Raw genomic sequence first — 15,774 nt, 5'->3', positions numbered from 1 at the left:
CCGGGATGACGTCATCAGGGCGTGAACACAACAGACTACCGCGGGGCGCCGACGGCTCCCTTTGCCAAACAACAGCATGCAGGAGAGCAGTGATGACACAGGAATTTCAACAACGGCTGGCGGGAAAAACCGCATTTGTCACCGGTGGTGGCAGTGGCATAGGTCTGGCAACCGCCCAACGGCTGGCCGCAGAAGGCGCCCGCGTGGTGATTTGCGGACGCCGTCAGGCGTTGCTCGATGAAGCCGTTGCCGGTATTCAGGCTCGCGGCGGTATCGCCAGCGCCATCGTGGCGGATGTCAGCGACGAAGCAGCACTGACCGGCGCCATCGAGCAGGCCGCAAAAACCTATAATGGGCTGGATATTCTAATCAACAATGCCATGGCTTACACCTGGGGCAGCATCGAAGAGATGAGTACTGAAGACTGGCACGCCAACTTCGCCACCTCTGTGGATGGCACCTTCTGGGCGACCCGCACGGCCATTCGTCTGATGAAGGGCAAAGGCGGCGCGATTATCAATGTGTCCTCCATCTGCGGCGAGCTGGGCACCGCCTGGATGTCAGGCTACAGCGCTGCCAAAGCCGCCATCAACAACTTCTCCCGCGCCGCAGCAGCAGAAGTCGCCATGGACAATATCCGCGTCAATGTGGTGGTGCCGGCCGTAGTGGAGACGCCGGCTACCCGGGACATGTTGGCTGATGCGGCGACCCGCGCCGGCACCGAGCGGCTGATCCCTATGAAAAGGGTCGGTCGGCCGGAAGAACTGGCCGCCGCCATTGCCTTTCTGGCCAGCGATGACGCTTCCTACATTACCGGCATCAGCCTGCCGGTGGACGGTGGTCGCAGCGCCACGCTGATTACCGCGCTGGACTGATCGCGCTGGACTGATAAGGATAACCAAGATGCAGGCTGCAATTGATAACAAAGCGTTGCTGACCAGAGTGACGCTCGGCGCCCTTGAGCTGGCCAATCGGGTGGTGATGGCGCCCATGACCCGCAATCGCGCCGATGAGCAGGGCGTGCCAACACCCTCCATGGTGCAGCATTACCGGGATCGAGCCACTGCGGGCCTGATTATCGCCGAAGGCAGCTGGCCCTGCCGTGCCGGTCAGGCGTATTGCCGTCAGCCCGGGATTGAAACCCCGGAGCAGATAGCCGGTTGGCGACAGGTAACCGATGCGGTGCATGACGCCTGTGGTCGCATTGTGCTGCAACTGATGCATGCCGGGCGGATCGGCAGTCACTGGATTAAGGGGCCAGACACAGATCATCTGGCGCCCAGTGCAATTTGCGCCAATGGTGAGATCTTCACCGATGCTGCCGGTATGCAGCCCTTTGACATGCCCAGGGCGCTGAGCACTGATGAGGTGTGGCAGCAAATAGCGGTGTTTCGTCAGGCGGCGCGAAATGCCCGCCAGGCCGGGTTTGATGGGGTCGAGCTGCACTGCACCAGCGGCTATCTGCCGATGCAGTTTTTGTGTGACGGCACCAACCAGCGCACCGATGAGTTCGGTGGCACAGCGCAAAATCGCGCCAGATTCGCCGCTCAGTGTTTGATAGCACTGTGTGACGAACTGGGGCCTGGCCGGGTTGGTGTCAGGTTAAATCCGGGCAATTGCTATAACGACACCGCGGATACCGACCCTGAGGCCAGCCATCGCGCCTTGCTCGAGCAGATCGCTGCTTTGCCACTTGCTTATGTGCATGTAATGCGCTCGCCACTGCCGACACTGGATGCCATCGCACTGGTACGTGAGCTGTGGCACGGGCCGGTGATCCTTAACGACAACTACCAACCCGACAGCGCCGGGCAGGCGATTGCTGGCGGTCAGGGCGATGCGGTGTCATTTGCCCGCCATTTTATTGCCAATCCGGATCTGGTGGCGCGCATTGCCGCCAGCCGGGCGCTGGCCAATTTTGACCGGCGCACCCTCTATACCCCGGGGGATAAGGGCTACAACGACTATCCCAATTGCGATAGCGCCAGCATCGGTGCAACCGAACTTGCCTGAGAATTTAAGGAGAAATAACCCATGAAGATTTTGGTGCCGGTAAAACGTGTGGTGGACCACAACGTCAAGGTAAGAGTGAAATCCGACGGCTCAGGCGTTGAGCTGGACAATGTCAAAATGTCCATCAATCCCTTCGACGAAATTGCGGTGGAGGAGGCGGTGCGTCTCAAGGAAGCGGGCAAGGCCGATGAGGTGGTGGTGGTCAGCATGGGCAGCAAAGGCTGTCAGGACATTCTGCGCACCGCGCTGGCCGTGGGTGCCGATCGCGCCATTCATCTGGAATGTGCCGATGGCGCTGAGCCACTGGCGGTGGCCAAGTGCCTGAAAGAATTAGCCAATCGTGAGCAGCCCGGGCTCATCATCATGGGCAAACAGGCCATTGATGATGACTGCAATCAAACCGGGCAAATGCTGGCTGCGCTGCTGGGTTGGCCCCAGGGCACCTTTGCATCGCGTATTGAGCCACAGGCAGATTCAATCGCAGTGACCCGCGAAATCGACGGTGGTCTGGAAACCCTCAAACTTGCCATGCCGGCCGTGGTGACCTGCGATCTGCGCCTCAATGAGCCCAGATATGCCTCGCTGCCAAACATAATGAAAGCCAAACGCAAGCCGCTGGATGTGCTGAGTGTTGCCGAACTTGGCGTGGATATCACGCCCCGCATCCGCGCCATCAACTATGCCGCGCCCAAGGCGCGCAGTGGTGGTATCAAGGTTGCAGACGTGGCGGAGCTGGTCGAAAAGTTGCGTCATGAAGCGCGGGTATTGTGAGCTCACACCACAAGGGTGAGTTTTGTGGAACGATGGAGAATTGACATGAACATTCTGGTTATCGCTGAGCTGGACAACGGACAATTGGCGGATGCTACCTTAAGCGCGGTGGCGGCGGCCAAACAGCTGGCGGCAGCGCACGGACAGGCTGATATTGAGCTGCTGCTGGCCGGTCATGAGCTGGGCCATGCCGTCAGCGCTTGCGCCAGTGTAGAAGGCGTGAATGAAGTGCTGTGGGTGGATGCGCCTCACTATGCTGGCGCTGTTGCTGAAAATATCGCCGGTCTGGTAGTGGATTTGGTCGAATCCCGCCGGATTAAGGCAGTTATCGCTGCCAGCACCAGTCTGGGCAAGAACATTTGTCCCCGAATTGCAGCCCTGTTGGATGTTGCGCAGGTTTCTGATGTTACAGCAATTAATGGGGTTGGCAGCTATGTCAGACCCATATATGCTGGCAACATCATGTTAACATGCGAGTCACTGGACCCAGTTCAGGTACTGACGGTGCGGCCCACCGCCTTTGATAAGGTGGCGCTGACCGGACAGGCCAGTGTGACCCGGATTGACGGACAGCCGGACAGCGGGTTATCCACGCTGATTGGGCGCGAGCTCAGCCAGTCCGATCGACCTGTGCTGGCCAGTGCGCCGATTGTAGTCTCAGGTGGACGTGGCATGGGCAGCGGTGACAATTACCGACGCTTGCTTGAACCCCTGGCCGATAGATTGGGCGCGGCGTTGGGAGCTTCCCGGGCTGCGGTGGATGCAGGCTATGTCCCCAATGACTACCAGGTCGGCCAGACCGGCAAGATAGTCGCGCCGGAACTCTATCTGGCGGTGGGGATTTCCGGAGCCATTCAGCATCTGGCCGGGATGAGTGATGCCAAGGTGATTGTGGCCATCAACAAGGACCCGGATGCGCCTATCTTTCAGATTGCCGATTATGGTCTGGAAGGTGACCTCAACGAGCTGGTGCCTCAGCTGACCGAGTGTCTTGCATAAACATGATGAGACGTGCAGCCGCCAGTGGCGTTGCTGCACTTGCCTATCCTTGCACACAATAATAACCAGGGGGATGCATTGGCAAATATCAACATGGACCTCGAGCGCTATAACGGCCTCATAGAAAAAATATACGACGCAGCCAGGGACAACATCAGCTGGGCTGAGCCACTTGAAGAGTTCAGGGAACTGTTCAAGGCCAACTTTGTGACCCTGATCCTCAAGCTGCCCGCCGAAGATGATGAAAATGATCTGGGCCTGATGATTGCCGTGGGGGGCAGCCTCAATGGCAAAGGTCGGGTGCAGTACCTGCCTTATCGCCACAATCTGACGCCTTTTGCTGATCAGCCGCCGGACATGGTGTTTACCGTGGACGATCTGATGGAAGATAGTCAGTGGCGCGACAGCGCCTATCGCAAGCATTGGTGTGAAGCCAACGATGTATATCACGTGATGGCGGTGGATATCTCGGCGCCGGAAGTGGGCAGCCTGAGATTCCGCATTACCCGACCGGAAGCCGCAGCCAATTTCAGCGTTGAAGAAAAGACCCTGTGTCAGTTTCTGGTGCCGCACCTGAAACGGGCGCTGGCAATCCATCTGCAACTGGACAGAAGTCATTCCATTGGCTCTATGTATTCCCAGGCGATTGGGCGTTTGTCGATTGCCACTGTGCAGATTGATGAAACCGGCCGTATCCTGGATCAGAATGTGTTTGCCCGGGAGATTCTGGAAAGTGGCGATGGCCTGCAGGTGGTAGCCGGTAAGCTGACGGCGACCTACCCGAGTGACAGTCGCGAGCTGAAGCTGCTGATAAAGAACGCCTTTGAGAATGCCAAGCAGGCAGGTAAACCGGCGCTGCCGGAAGCCATGTCGGTGACCCGGCCCTCGGGCGAGGTGAATCTGGGCATAGTCATTGAGGTGATCCCAAGTCCGGTGTGGGCGGAAAATAAAGGCCAGAGCAAGGCAGTGGTGTATATCCGCGACTCGGTGGCCAAGTCCCAGGCATCCAGTGATGTGGCCAAGAAGCTGTTTGGGCTGACGCCGGCAGAAACTGCGCTGTCACTGCAACTGGCCAACGGCCTGTCGCTGGAGGAGGCCGCCGAGGCGCTCAATATCCGCCGCAATACCGCCAGGGCGCATCTGCGGGCGATCTTCTCCAAAACTGGCGTGCGGCGGCAAACCGAGCTGGTGCGGATTTTTCTCAATAGTGTCGCACCGCTGAGTTACACCGACAGCCAACCACCGGGCTGAATGGTGTCACCTCAGCGCCACGCGCAGAGCGGACACGTCACCAATGCATACAAAAATCAAAGACCGGCAGTCGCCGGTCTTTTGTTATCAGTGATTTGTCATTGTTTGCTGTGAAATTTTTGAGCTTCAATTGTTCATAGCTAACTGGAGTTCTGGGTGGTTTGCCTTTCAGAATGCATTAATATGGAACAAAATATTTGATAGCAAAGTTCGGCCCAGCACAGAGTCGTAAAGTAACGGACAGCGATACCTACCGACAAACTTATTCACCTTTAAATTCCGGGTAGCGCTTTTGCAAGAACGCCTGCATGCCTTCGGTCTTGTCGCGGGTGGCAAACAGCAGGGCATTGGCCTTACGCTCCAGTGCCATGGCGGCATCCAGCGACGCATCCATGCCGGCGAGGATCACTTCTTTGATTTGCTCGACCGCCAGCGGCGGCATACGGGCGATGCGCCTGGCAGTGCTGATGGCGGTATCCAGCACTTTGTCATCATCACACACTTCACTCACCAGCCCCGCCACCCAAGCTTCGTGCGCGCTGACCGGTCGTCCGGTCAGCGCCATGCTCATCGCCTTGGTCTTGCCGACGGCTCTGAGCAGTCGCTGGGTACCACCGATGCCGGGCATGATGCCAATGGCGATTTCCGGCTGACAAAAGCTGGCGTTCTGCCCGGCGATCAGAATATCGGCATGCATCGCCAGTTCACAGCCGCCGCCATAGGCGTAGCCACAAATCGCCGCGATCACCGGTTTGGGACATTTTTCAATGGGTGCCCACAGCCGCTCGGTATGACGTTTGTAGATCTCTATCGGGTCGGCATCCACCAGACCCGTGATATCGCCTCCGGCGGCAAACACCTTATCGCCACCGGTCAGCACAATGCAGCGCACCGCATCATCCCGCGACAGGGCGTCGAAATGGGCGGCGAGACACTGCTGCAGCTCCAGACTCAGGGCATTGGTGGCCTGGGGGCGATTAAGGATCAGCAGGGCGACTCCGGGGTCGGGAAAACTCAGCAGCACTGTGTCACTTGATTTAACAGTGTCGCCTTCATTAGCGCTGGGGCGAACCTCATTTAGGCTCGTGGCGCTGTGGGTGGGAGGATTAGGACTCATAAATCTGTCTCTGGATTGACTCTGCTTCCATTGTCGTTGCCCGGCAATTTGGCTCATCGTCCATTCAGACGAAGATGTGCTTGCCGCCCTGCAGCCAGAATGTCAGACATCAAAGGCATGTCAGAAAGCCTCAGGGGACAGCGCAATGAAGTTTGATTTCAAGGACAAAGTGGTACTGGTGACCGGCGGTACCAAAGGGATTGGCGCAGGTATTGCCCGGGAGTTTCTCAGCGTCGGAGCCACTGTGGTTATCTGTGGCCGCAAGGCGCCGGAGCAGACCATTGAGCGTGATGGCAGGCAGGCGCTGTTTATCGCCTGTGATGTGCGTGAGCCTGACGCCATTAACACACTTTTCAACGCCATTGAGCAGGAATTTGGCCGCCTCGATGTGCTAATCAATAACGCCGGAGGCAGCCCGTTTGCGCTGGCAGACAAAGCATCTGCGCGTTTCCACGAAAGCATTTTGCGCCTCAATCTTATCGCGCCGTTAAACATGGCCCAGCGGGCCAATGCCCTGATGCAATCCCAGAGTAGCGGCGGCAGCATTATTTTCATCGGCAGTATCAGTGCACTGCGGCCATCGCCCGGCACTGCGGCCTATGGCGCGGCCAAGGCGGGCATTTTGTCGCTGGTGCAATCGCTGGCGGTGGAGTGGGCGCCCAAAGTACGGGTGACGGCGGTCAGCCCGGGACTGGTCAAAACCGAGCAATCCTATCTGCATTACGGTGATGACGCCGGCATTGCGGCGGTCAGCGCCACCATACCCGCTGGACGCATGGCCGAACCACAGGATATCGGCAAAGCCTGCGTTTACCTGTCATCCGAACATTGCCTGTACGCCAGCGGCTGCAATTTGCTGCTCAATGGCGGCGGTGAAATGCCGGCTTTTCTGGCGGCCAGCAATGCCAACGCATGACTCATTCAACGATTAACAGTTCACCGGGACGGACGTCCATAACCTCAGGAGAAAGACCTTGGCAGATTATGAATGGTTAACACCAATACGCGAGATGGTCGGCCGGCAGTATGGCCGCATCATCGCCTGGGACGAAGTCAATCCCGCCATGGTGCGCCAGTGGTGCGAAATCATGGGCGTTGATAACCCCCTGTATACCGATGCCGACTATGCCAAACGCAGTGAATTCGGCGAACTGGTGGCGCCGCCTTCCATGCTGCAAAGCTGGTGTGAGGCCGGTTTCTATCGCGACAGTTACGCCCCCGGCTCCACCGAGGACAATCCCTATACCGTGCTGAAACTGATTGAAGCCCAGGGCTACCCCTCTGTGGTGGCGGTTAACTCTGAGCTGACTTTCGAGCGGTATGTGAAGATGGGCGAGAAGTTGTATTACACCACCCGTTTTGACGCTATCAGCGAGGAAAAAGTCACGGCGCTGGGCACAGGTTTTTTTGTCACCCTGGTGATGACCTACTTTTCCATGAATGGCGCGGGAACTGACGGCTGTGATGAACAGGTTGGTGAGCTGCTGTTTCGGGTATTCAAGTTCAAACCGGCCAATCCGGTCACCCCCAAGACCACCGCCGACGACGGCATAGCCAAAATCAAACGGCCAAAGCCCGGGATCAGTGATGATACCCGCTTTTTCTGGGAAGGCTGTGAGCAGGGCGAGCTGCGCATTCAGCATTGTCAGGCCTGTGACAAACTGCAGCACCCTCCGGCACCTGTGTGCATGCACTGCCACTCCTTTGAGCTTGATTATCACATCGCCAGCGGCAAAGGCTCACTGTATTCCTTTGTGGTGATGCATTACCCGGAAGTGCCGCCGTTTGAGTATCCCAATCCCATTGGGCTGGTCGAGCTGGAAGAGGGCATTCGTATGCCGGTTGGCCTGATTGGGGTAACCAAAGATCAGCTGCAGATCGGCATGGCGCTCGAGGTGTGCTTCGAGACTTTCGATGAAGAACTGACGCTGCCGCAATTTAAGCCTGTTGCCAGCCCTATTGCCCCGGCGCAGGCCTAAGGAGGCACGATGGATTTTTCACTGAATGAAGATCAGCGTGCCATTGAGCAGCTGGCCTGCAGCCTGTTTGACGACTGCTGCAGCGATGAGTCTCTGCGCGAATTTACCGACAGCGGTGCTACCCGTATGCATGAGCTGTGGCAGAGCTGTGTGGAAACCGGCTTGCATGGTTTGTTTATCCCGCCGTCCGTGGGGGGCAGCGGCCTTGGCATGACAGAGCTGATGTTGGTGCTCAAAGCCCAGGGCAGCTCACTTGGGATGGTGCCTTTGTGGCGTCATCAACTGGCGGCAGCCGTGATCACTGAGTTTGGCGCTGAGGCGCTGCTGCCTTTGGTACTGACCGCTGCGGAAGGGGCCAATCTGCTGACCCTCACAGATCCGGCGACTGAGGCTGTGCCTGCCTGCTGGCAGGGCGAATCGCTGATCCTCAATGGCACCATCAGAGCCGTGGCAGAAGCGGGCGGCGCCGAGGCGGCTGTCATTAAGGTGCTGCTCGATGGTGAGTCAAGATTACTGGTACTGCCGCTGGCAACTTCGGGTATTGAGCGCATTGATGGAGTGATGACCCAGGGCGAAGCGCTGGCAGTTCTGCACTGCAGCCAGGTGTCTGTGCCTGCGGTCAACCTGTTGGCCTGCGATGCCACAGACTGGCTGCACGGCCGTTCCATCGCCGCCCTGTGCGCACTGCAGCTGGGGGTGAGCGAACGTCAGCTGGTTCGCACGGTGGAGTACATCAGCGAACGGCGTCAGTTTGACCGTGCCATTGGTGCATTTCAGGCGGTGCAGATGACCATGGCCGATTGCCGGGTGGCACTGGAAGCGCTGCGCTCCTGCCTGTGGCAACTGGTTTACCGGCTGGATGCCGGGCTTGGCTGCGAGTCTGAGGCGCTGGCCTGCGCCTATCAGGCCGCCGAAGCCGGTCACTATATCGGCCACAAGGCGCAGCATGTTCACGGTGGTTTTGGTGTGGATATCAGCTATCCCATTCACAGATACCTGTACTGGAGCCGGGCCATCAGGCTGGCTTTGGGCGGCAGCGGCGAAACGCTGGCACAGCTGGGCGACTGGCTCAACGATAACGACAAGCTTGGATGGAAATATGACCTCGATGAAAACCATTAATTTCAATGACACCCATCCGGGCGATGCACTGCCGGCGATGGAAATTCCGGTGACGGTTGCGCTGATCACCGGCGGCGCCATCGCCACCCGCGACTATTTCCCCGGTCACCATGACAAGGATGCCGCGCAGGCGCTGGGTTCGCCCCATGTGTTTATGAACATTCTTACCACCAATGCGCTGGTACAGCAGTTTGTTGAGCGTTGGGCCGGGCCGCAGGCGCGTTTTCGCGATCTGAAGATCAAACTTGGGGTGCCCAATTATCCGGGCGACACCATGAAACTGACCGGCGAGGTGACAGAAAAAGATGCGGCCAGCGGCCGGATCACCGTGAGCCTGGCGGGCAAAAACTCCATGGGCACCCATGTGAGTGGCAGCGTCAGCCTGACATTGCCGCGCTGAGGGAGGACAGTCAAATGACAAGTGTAATGGACAGAAATATCAGCGGTCAGGCGGCGATTGTGGGACTGGGCGCGACTGAGTTTTCCAAAAATTCCGGCCGCACTGAGCTCAGACTCGCGATGGAAGCGACACTGGCTGCGCTTAAGGATGCCGGCATAGATCCTGCTGAGGTCGATGGCTTTTGCAGTTACTCGGTGGATAAGGTGCCAGAGTATGAAATCGCCCGTTTGCTGGGCTGCAAAGAGGTGAAGTTTTTCTCGCAAATTCCCCACGGTGGCGGCGCGGCCTGCGCCCCCATTATGCATGCTGCCATGGCGGTGGCCTCCGGGGTCGCCAAAACCGTGGTGGTGTACCGCGCCATGAATGAGCGCTCCTGGTATCGCTTCGGTGCTGGCAGCTATGGTTTTGCCTCGACCCCGATTTTTGAGAACGTCAACTACGGCTGGTACATGCCCCATGGGTTCCATACCCCGGCGGCCTGGGTGGGCATGTTTGCCCAGCGTTATATGCATGAATATGGCGCGACCTCAGAGGATTTTGGCCGGGTGGCGGTGGCGGCGCGGGATTTTGCCTCCACCAACCCTAATGCGTTTTTCTATCAAAAACCAATCACTCTTGAGGAGCATCAGGCTTCTCGCTGGATTTGCGAGCCTTTGCATCTGCTCGATTGCTGTCAGGAATCTGATGGCGCGGTGGCCATGGTGATCACCAGTACCGAGCGGGCCAATACCCTGAACGTCAAGCCTGTGGTGATCAAAGCCGGAGCCCAGGGTATTGCCGACGGCACTCAGGTGATGACGGCTTATTACCGCGATGATATCACCGGCCTGCCCGAGATGGGCGTGGTGGCGCGCGAACTGTATGCCCAGTCCGGCTTAACGCCGGATGATTTCCAGACCGCCATCATCTATGACCATTTCACGCCTTTCGTGCTGCCACAACTGGAAGAGTTCGGCTTTGTCGACAAGGGCCAGGCCAAGGAGTTTATTCGCGCAGGTCACCATGCCCGCGGCGGCAAACTGCCCATTAATCCCCACGGCGGCCAGATTGGCGAGGCCTACATTCATGGCATGAATGGCGTAGCCGAGGCGGTGCGTCAGGTGCGCGGCACGGCGGTCAATCAGGTCGCGGATGTACGCAACGTGCTGGTCACGGCCGGCACCGGGGTGCCCACCAGTGGCCTTATTCTGGGCGCGGCAGACACCCGACTGTAATTAAGGAGGCGCTATGTTTGTTGATTTGACACAAGAGCAGCACCAGCTGCGTCTCAAGGTGCGGGATTACTTCAGCCATCTGATGACGCCTGAGCTCAAATCCAGTTTGCGCGGTAAAGAGGGCGGTGATGAGTTTCGCGCCGTGATCCGCCAGATGGGTAAAGATGGCTGGCTGGCCGTTGGCTGGCCCAAAGAGTTTGGCGGTCAGGGCTACCGGGCCACTGAGCAGCTGATCTTTTTTGAAGAAGCCAATATCGCCGGGGCACCTTTGCCTTTTGTGACTATCAGTACCGTGGGGCCGTCGCTGATGACCTACGGCAGCGAGCTGCAAAAGGAGAAGTTTCTGCCGGGGATCGCCCGGGGCGAAATCAACTTCGCCATTGGGTACTCAGAGCCGGATGCCGGCTCTGATCTGGCCACGCTGAAAACCTCAGCCAGGGACAATGGCGATCACTTTGTGGTTAACGGCAACAAGCTGTGGACCTCAGGCGCCGAGAGTGCCGATTACATCTGGCTGGCCGCGCGCACGGATCCACAGCTGCCACGTCACAAAGGGGTGTCCATCATGATCCTGGACACCCGCGAGCCGGGCTTCTCCCATACGGTGATCCCAACCAGCTCCAATCCCACGGCGGCGACCTACTATGACAATGTCAAAGTGCCCAAAGAGATGTTGGTGGGCGAACTTAACGGCGGCTGGAAACTGATCACCGCGCAGCTCAATCACGAGCGGCTGGGGCTGGGATCCTGGTCTGACAAAGTAGCCGGACTGTATCGCAAGGTGCTGCTGTGGGCCAAAGCCAGAGACGAGCAGGGGCGGCGGGCGATGGATAAACCCTGGGTGCGCGCGGCCATGGCTGAGTGCTATGCCCGCCTGGAAGCCATGCGGCTGATTAACTTTCGCATTGCCGCCGATCTGGAAGGCGGGCAAATGGAAGTGGCACTGGCTTCAATCACCAAGGTATACGGCAGTGAATCGGCGATTGAAGTGCTGCGCAAATTGCAGGATGTCGTGGGTGCCAACGGCATGATCCGAGAAGGCAGCGCGGCGTCACTGCTGGGAGGCGAGCTGGAATATGAAGTGCGCGCCTCGGTGACCCTGACGTTCGGCGGCGGCACCAATGAAATTCAGCGCGAGCTTATCGCCCAGTTTGGCCTGGGCTTGCCCCGTGCCAGATAAGCGGGGCAAAGGAGATGCAGATGACGCAAATAGCAAGTTTTGATACTGAGTTTCGCGCTGAGGTACGCCAATGGCTGGAGGATAACTGTCCGGCTTCGCTGCGTACCCCAATGGCGGATGATGACATGGTGTGGGGCGGCAAGCAGGTCGCTTTCAAAACACAGGATCAGCAGCAGTGGTTTGAGCGGGTGCGCGACAAAGGCTGGTTTGCCCCGGCCTGGCCGGTGGAATATGGCGGTGGCGGCCTGAGCGCGGCAGAAGAAGCCATCCTTGAGCAGGAGATGCTGCGCCTTGGCTGCCGTCCGGCGCAAATCAATCTGGGGATCTGGATGCTTGGTCCTGTGCTGCTGGAATATGGCAGCGAAGCACAAAAGCAGCGCTTGCTTAAACCCATGTGCCGGGGCGAGGAGCGCTGGTGTCAGGGATTCAGCGAGCCCAATGCCGGCTCTGATCTGGCGGGGATCCGCACCAGTGCCGTGGATATGGGAGATCATTTCCTGGTCAATGGTGCCAAAATCTGGACCTCCTATGGCGATAAATCCGATGCCATGTATGCGCTGGTGCGTACCGACACCTCGGCGCCCAAGCACCAGGGGATCTCACTGCTGGTGCTGGATATGCACGCCGAGGGCGTCACCGTGGCACCGATTGATTTGATCAGCGGCAAATCCACCTTTTGTGAGGTGTTTTTTGATAACGTCAAAGTGCCCAAAGACAATCTTATCGGCCCACTCAATGGCGGCTGGACGCTGGCAAAAAAACTGCTGCAGCATGAGCGCAGCGCCATGTCCAAATTCGGTCAGTTCTGTTTGCCCACCCATTTTAATCTGATGGCGTTAATCCGCGATTATCTGCCCTGTAATGACAGCAGTGACGCGGCGGATATCGCCCTGCGCCAACGCGCGGTGGAGTCGGCCATGGATGAGCATTGCTATAACCTGACGGTGCAGCGCATGGGCGAGGAGGCTCGCAGCGGCAAAAATGTGTTCGGCACCATGTCCATTATGAAGCTGGTCCATACCGAGCAGGAAAAAGTGAAATTCGAGTTGCTGCTCGATGCCATGGGTTACCGCGCGTTGGGAACCATGCCGGAAAATCGCACTGATCCGGGTACCGCCTGCAGCAGCGCGCAGGAGTTGAAGCTGACCAAAGCCTGGCTCAACAGCTTTACCCAGACCATTGCCGGGGGATCTTCTGAAGTGCAGCTCAATGTCATTGCCAAACGGGTGCTGGAGTTGCCGGAGCTCAAATATCAGGCTCCAGCCCAGAGCACTGTTAATGGCAATGCAAATAATGGCAATGCGAACGGCAGTAAACAGTCAGGTCAGGCGGGAGGTGGACAATGAGCCTTGGTTATTCTCAGGATGAGCAGATGCTGGCAGATACCGCTGGCGAATTTCTGGCAGGCAACAGTCCTGTGTCCGCCCAGCGCGAGCTGCGCGACCGGGGCGAGCCGTTGGGGTTTGACGCCGGGCTATGGCAGTCCATGGTGGAGCTGGGCTGGGCCGCCATTCCGTTTGCCGAGAGTGAAGGCGGTCTGGCTTTTGGTTACAAGGGCATGGGCGCACTGTTTCAGGCCTTGGGACGGCATCTGACGGCGACGCCGCTGTTATCCTCAGTGGTATTGTGTGGCTCCCTGCTTGAGCAGCTCGGCAGTCAGACCATCAAACAGCAGTGGCTCGCCGGGTTGATGGACGGTGAGCGGCGATTGGCACTGGCACTGGAAGAGCACCACAGATTCAATCCCGGCAAAATGGCCTGTCAGGCACAAAAGACTGCCGCTGGCTATCAGCTCAGTGGCACCAAGCAGCTGGTGTTTGATGGTATTGGCGCCGATGCTCTGTTGGTTGCAGCGCTGCTGGACTGTGAGCAGGCACTGTTTCTGGTACCAGCGCAAAGTAACGGTGTCGCGATACAGGCGCAACCCCTGATCGACAGCCGCAATTGCGCCACTGTGACCCTGAGCCATGTGCAGCTGCCTCAGTCTGCACGGTTGTCGGCTGAGCCGGATGCCTGCCGCTGCGCCCTGGAGCAGGCGCTGGATCTGGGCCGGGTATGTCTGGCGGCGGAAATGCTCGGTGCCAGTCAGGCCTTGCTGCAGATGACCACGGATTATCTGAAAACCCGCAAACAGTTTGATGTGCAGATTGGCACTTTTCAGGCGCTGCAGCACAGGGCTGCCTGGTGTTTTGTGGAGCTTGAACTGGCCCAAAGTGCGTTAATGGGGGCGCTGGCTGCAATTGACAGCGGCGCCAGTGCGCAGGACCGCGCAGCAACCATCGCACTGGCGAAATGGAAAGCTGGCATGGCTGCAGATCGGATTACCACTGAGGCAGTGCAGATGCACGGTGGCATCGGGGTGACCGATGAGCTGGATGTCGGGCTGTATCTTAAACGTATCCGGGTGGCACAGATGGCGCTGGGGGACAGGGATTGGCTGGCCGCGCGATACCATGAGCTCACCGCCTGACGCTGGCTTTGCGTCTGCCCAGCTCACTGGGTGAACACCGACAAACCGGCGCTTTGGCTCCGGTTTGTTTTTTTTGGAAAGTCCGTTATTGGCATTTTAGCTGTTTTTGTCACTCCGCCTTGTCACTAATTTTGCTGACTCTGCTCACTTAAGATTTTGTTCATTTGAAAAATTTTGTAGAATCCACGGTCTGAAAACCTGAAGCAGGCACCGTCATCCACGGATGTTTGCCCGGGATTGTGATAAGATGCGCCGATATTTATAGAGAGATTGAGCCATGCCTATTTACGTTGTGGGACACAAGATCCCAGATTCTGATTCCATCTGTGGTGCCATCGCACTGGCTTACCTGAAAAACCAGATTGGCGAGAGTGCAGTTGCTACCCGTCTGGGTGAGATCTCTCCTGAGACTCAGTTCATTCTGGATACTTTTGGCGTGCAGGCGCCTGAGTACAAAGACAGCTACGCCGGTGAGCAGGTCTACATTGTTGACCACTCAGAAGTGACTCAGGCTCCGGACGATATCGCGCAGGCGACCATAGTGGGTATTGTTGACCACCACAAGCTGGGCGATCTGACCACGGCCACGCCACTGGAATGCTGGATCCGTCCTGTTGGCTGCTCCAACACTGTGATCAAGATGATGTACGATTTCCACGGTGTCGAGATCCCCAAGGCGATTGCCGGCATCATGATGTGCGCCATCCTGTCTGATACCGTGGTATTCAAGTCACCAACCTGCACCACTGCCGACATCCGCTGCGTGGAAGCGCTGGCTGATATCGCCGGTGTTGAAGATTTCCGCGCGCTGGGCATGGAAATGTTCAAGGTGAAATCTGCTGTTGAAGGCACGCCGGTACGCGATCTGGTGATGCGCGATTTTAAAGACTTCAACATGAACGGCAAACTGGTGGGTATCGGTCAGCTGGAAGTGATCGATCTGTCTGTATTTGACGCCATCAAGCATGAGCTGGAAGCCGACATCGCCGCCCTGAAGCAGGAGGGCGATCGTCACTCTGTGATGCTGCTGCTGACCGACATCATGAAGGAAGGTTCTGAGCTGCTGGTCGTGTCCGATGATGTTGCCATCATCGAGCGTGCCTATGGCGCCACCACTGAAAATGGCCGCGTGTGGCTGGACGGCGTACTGAGCCGCAAGAAGCAGGTTGTTCCGCCACTGCAGGAAGCTTTTGCCTGAACCCCAATATGATGGCCAGATACATTCGTCTGGCCTGACTGATAAGCAGCCGGCATACGC

General features: G+C 57.8%; 15 protein-coding genes. 14 read left to right on the top strand and 1 reads right to left on the bottom strand.

Annotated elements, in window-relative coordinates; genetic code table 11:
- Positions 1-92: 92 nt before the first annotated feature.
- The 5 genes from ACRRUX_RS02670 (at position 93) to ACRRUX_RS02650 (ending at position 5,034) form a co-directional block, all read left to right on the top strand.
- Complete coding sequence (locus tag ACRRUX_RS02670) at positions 93-875, top strand: SDR family NAD(P)-dependent oxidoreductase (RefSeq protein WP_432526928.1); 783 nt, start codon at positions 93-95, stop codon at positions 873-875.
- A 28-nt stretch (positions 876-903) separates the two neighbouring features.
- Positions 904-2,013, top strand: a complete 1,110-nt coding sequence (locus tag ACRRUX_RS02665; RefSeq protein ID WP_432526926.1) for an alkene reductase — start codon at positions 904-906, stop codon at positions 2,011-2,013.
- A gap of 21 nt (positions 2,014-2,034) precedes the next feature.
- Entirely contained in the window at positions 2,035-2,784 is a 750-nt protein-coding gene (locus ACRRUX_RS02660) for an electron transfer flavoprotein subunit beta/FixA family protein (RefSeq protein ID WP_432526924.1), read from the top strand.
- Positions 2,785-2,829: 45 nt separating this feature from the next.
- The gene (locus ACRRUX_RS02655) at positions 2,830-3,783 is read left to right on the top strand and encodes an electron transfer flavoprotein subunit alpha/FixB family protein (RefSeq protein ID WP_432526922.1); all 954 of its coding nucleotides are present in this window, start codon (positions 2,830-2,832) and stop codon (positions 3,781-3,783) included.
- A 78-nt stretch (positions 3,784-3,861) separates the two neighbouring features.
- Positions 3,862-5,034, top strand: coding sequence for a helix-turn-helix transcriptional regulator (locus tag ACRRUX_RS02650; RefSeq protein ID WP_432526920.1), 1,173 nt, complete (start codon positions 3,862-3,864; stop codon positions 5,032-5,034).
- 262 nt (positions 5,035-5,296) lie between these two features.
- Here ACRRUX_RS02650 and ACRRUX_RS02645 read toward each other — a convergent pair whose 3' ends face one another.
- Positions 5,297-6,151: an enoyl-CoA hydratase gene (locus ACRRUX_RS02645; RefSeq protein WP_432526918.1), complete on the bottom strand. Its 855-nt coding sequence runs from the start codon at positions 6,149-6,151 to the stop codon at positions 5,297-5,299.
- Positions 6,152-6,296: 145 nt separating this feature from the next.
- On the opposite strand from ACRRUX_RS02645, the gene ACRRUX_RS02640 reads away from it, so the two are divergent.
- The 9 genes from ACRRUX_RS02640 (at position 6,297) to ACRRUX_RS02600 (ending at position 15,714) form a co-directional block, all read left to right on the top strand.
- Entirely contained in the window at positions 6,297-7,067 is a 771-nt protein-coding gene (locus tag ACRRUX_RS02640; protein ID WP_432526916.1) for an SDR family oxidoreductase, read from the top strand.
- A 58-nt stretch (positions 7,068-7,125) separates the two neighbouring features.
- Positions 7,126-8,130 (top strand): OB-fold domain-containing protein, encoded by a 1,005-nt coding sequence (locus tag ACRRUX_RS02635; RefSeq protein ID WP_432526914.1) that lies wholly within the window; start codon positions 7,126-7,128, stop codon positions 8,128-8,130.
- Between the two features lie 9 nt (positions 8,131-8,139).
- Positions 8,140-9,252, top strand: a complete 1,113-nt coding sequence (locus ACRRUX_RS02630) for an acyl-CoA dehydrogenase family protein (protein WP_432526912.1) — start codon at positions 8,140-8,142, stop codon at positions 9,250-9,252.
- The gene (locus ACRRUX_RS02625; protein ID WP_432526910.1) at positions 9,239-9,652 is read left to right on the top strand and encodes a MaoC family dehydratase; all 414 of its coding nucleotides are present in this window, start codon (positions 9,239-9,241) and stop codon (positions 9,650-9,652) included. The genes ACRRUX_RS02630 and ACRRUX_RS02625 overlap by 14 nt, the downstream gene beginning before the upstream one ends.
- A gap of 14 nt (positions 9,653-9,666) precedes the next feature.
- A complete protein-coding gene (locus ACRRUX_RS02620; RefSeq protein ID WP_432526908.1) occupies positions 9,667-10,866 on the top strand; it encodes a lipid-transfer protein in 1,200 nt (399 codons plus the stop codon).
- A 13-nt stretch (positions 10,867-10,879) separates the two neighbouring features.
- Positions 10,880-12,046 carry an acyl-CoA dehydrogenase family protein gene (locus ACRRUX_RS02615; protein ID WP_432526906.1) on the top strand — a complete coding sequence of 389 codons (1,167 nt, stop codon included), beginning with the start codon at positions 10,880-10,882 and terminating at the stop codon, positions 12,044-12,046.
- A 20-nt stretch (positions 12,047-12,066) separates the two neighbouring features.
- A complete protein-coding gene (locus ACRRUX_RS02610; protein ID WP_432526904.1) occupies positions 12,067-13,392 on the top strand; it encodes an acyl-CoA dehydrogenase family protein in 1,326 nt (441 codons plus the stop codon).
- Positions 13,389-14,516, top strand: coding sequence for an acyl-CoA dehydrogenase family protein (locus ACRRUX_RS02605; protein ID WP_432526902.1), 1,128 nt, complete (start codon positions 13,389-13,391; stop codon positions 14,514-14,516). Before ACRRUX_RS02610 ends, ACRRUX_RS02605 begins: the two co-directional genes overlap by 4 nt.
- A gap of 277 nt (positions 14,517-14,793) precedes the next feature.
- The gene (locus ACRRUX_RS02600; protein ID WP_432526900.1) at positions 14,794-15,714 is read left to right on the top strand and encodes a manganese-dependent inorganic pyrophosphatase; all 921 of its coding nucleotides are present in this window, start codon (positions 14,794-14,796) and stop codon (positions 15,712-15,714) included.
- Positions 15,715-15,774: the final 60 nt, after the last annotated feature.

The sequence above is a fragment of the Shewanella sp. GXUN23E genome (assembly GCF_050865035.1).
Lineage (GTDB): Bacteria > Pseudomonadota > Gammaproteobacteria > Enterobacterales > Shewanellaceae > Shewanella.
This window is presented reverse-complemented; position numbering and strand designations above follow the sequence as displayed.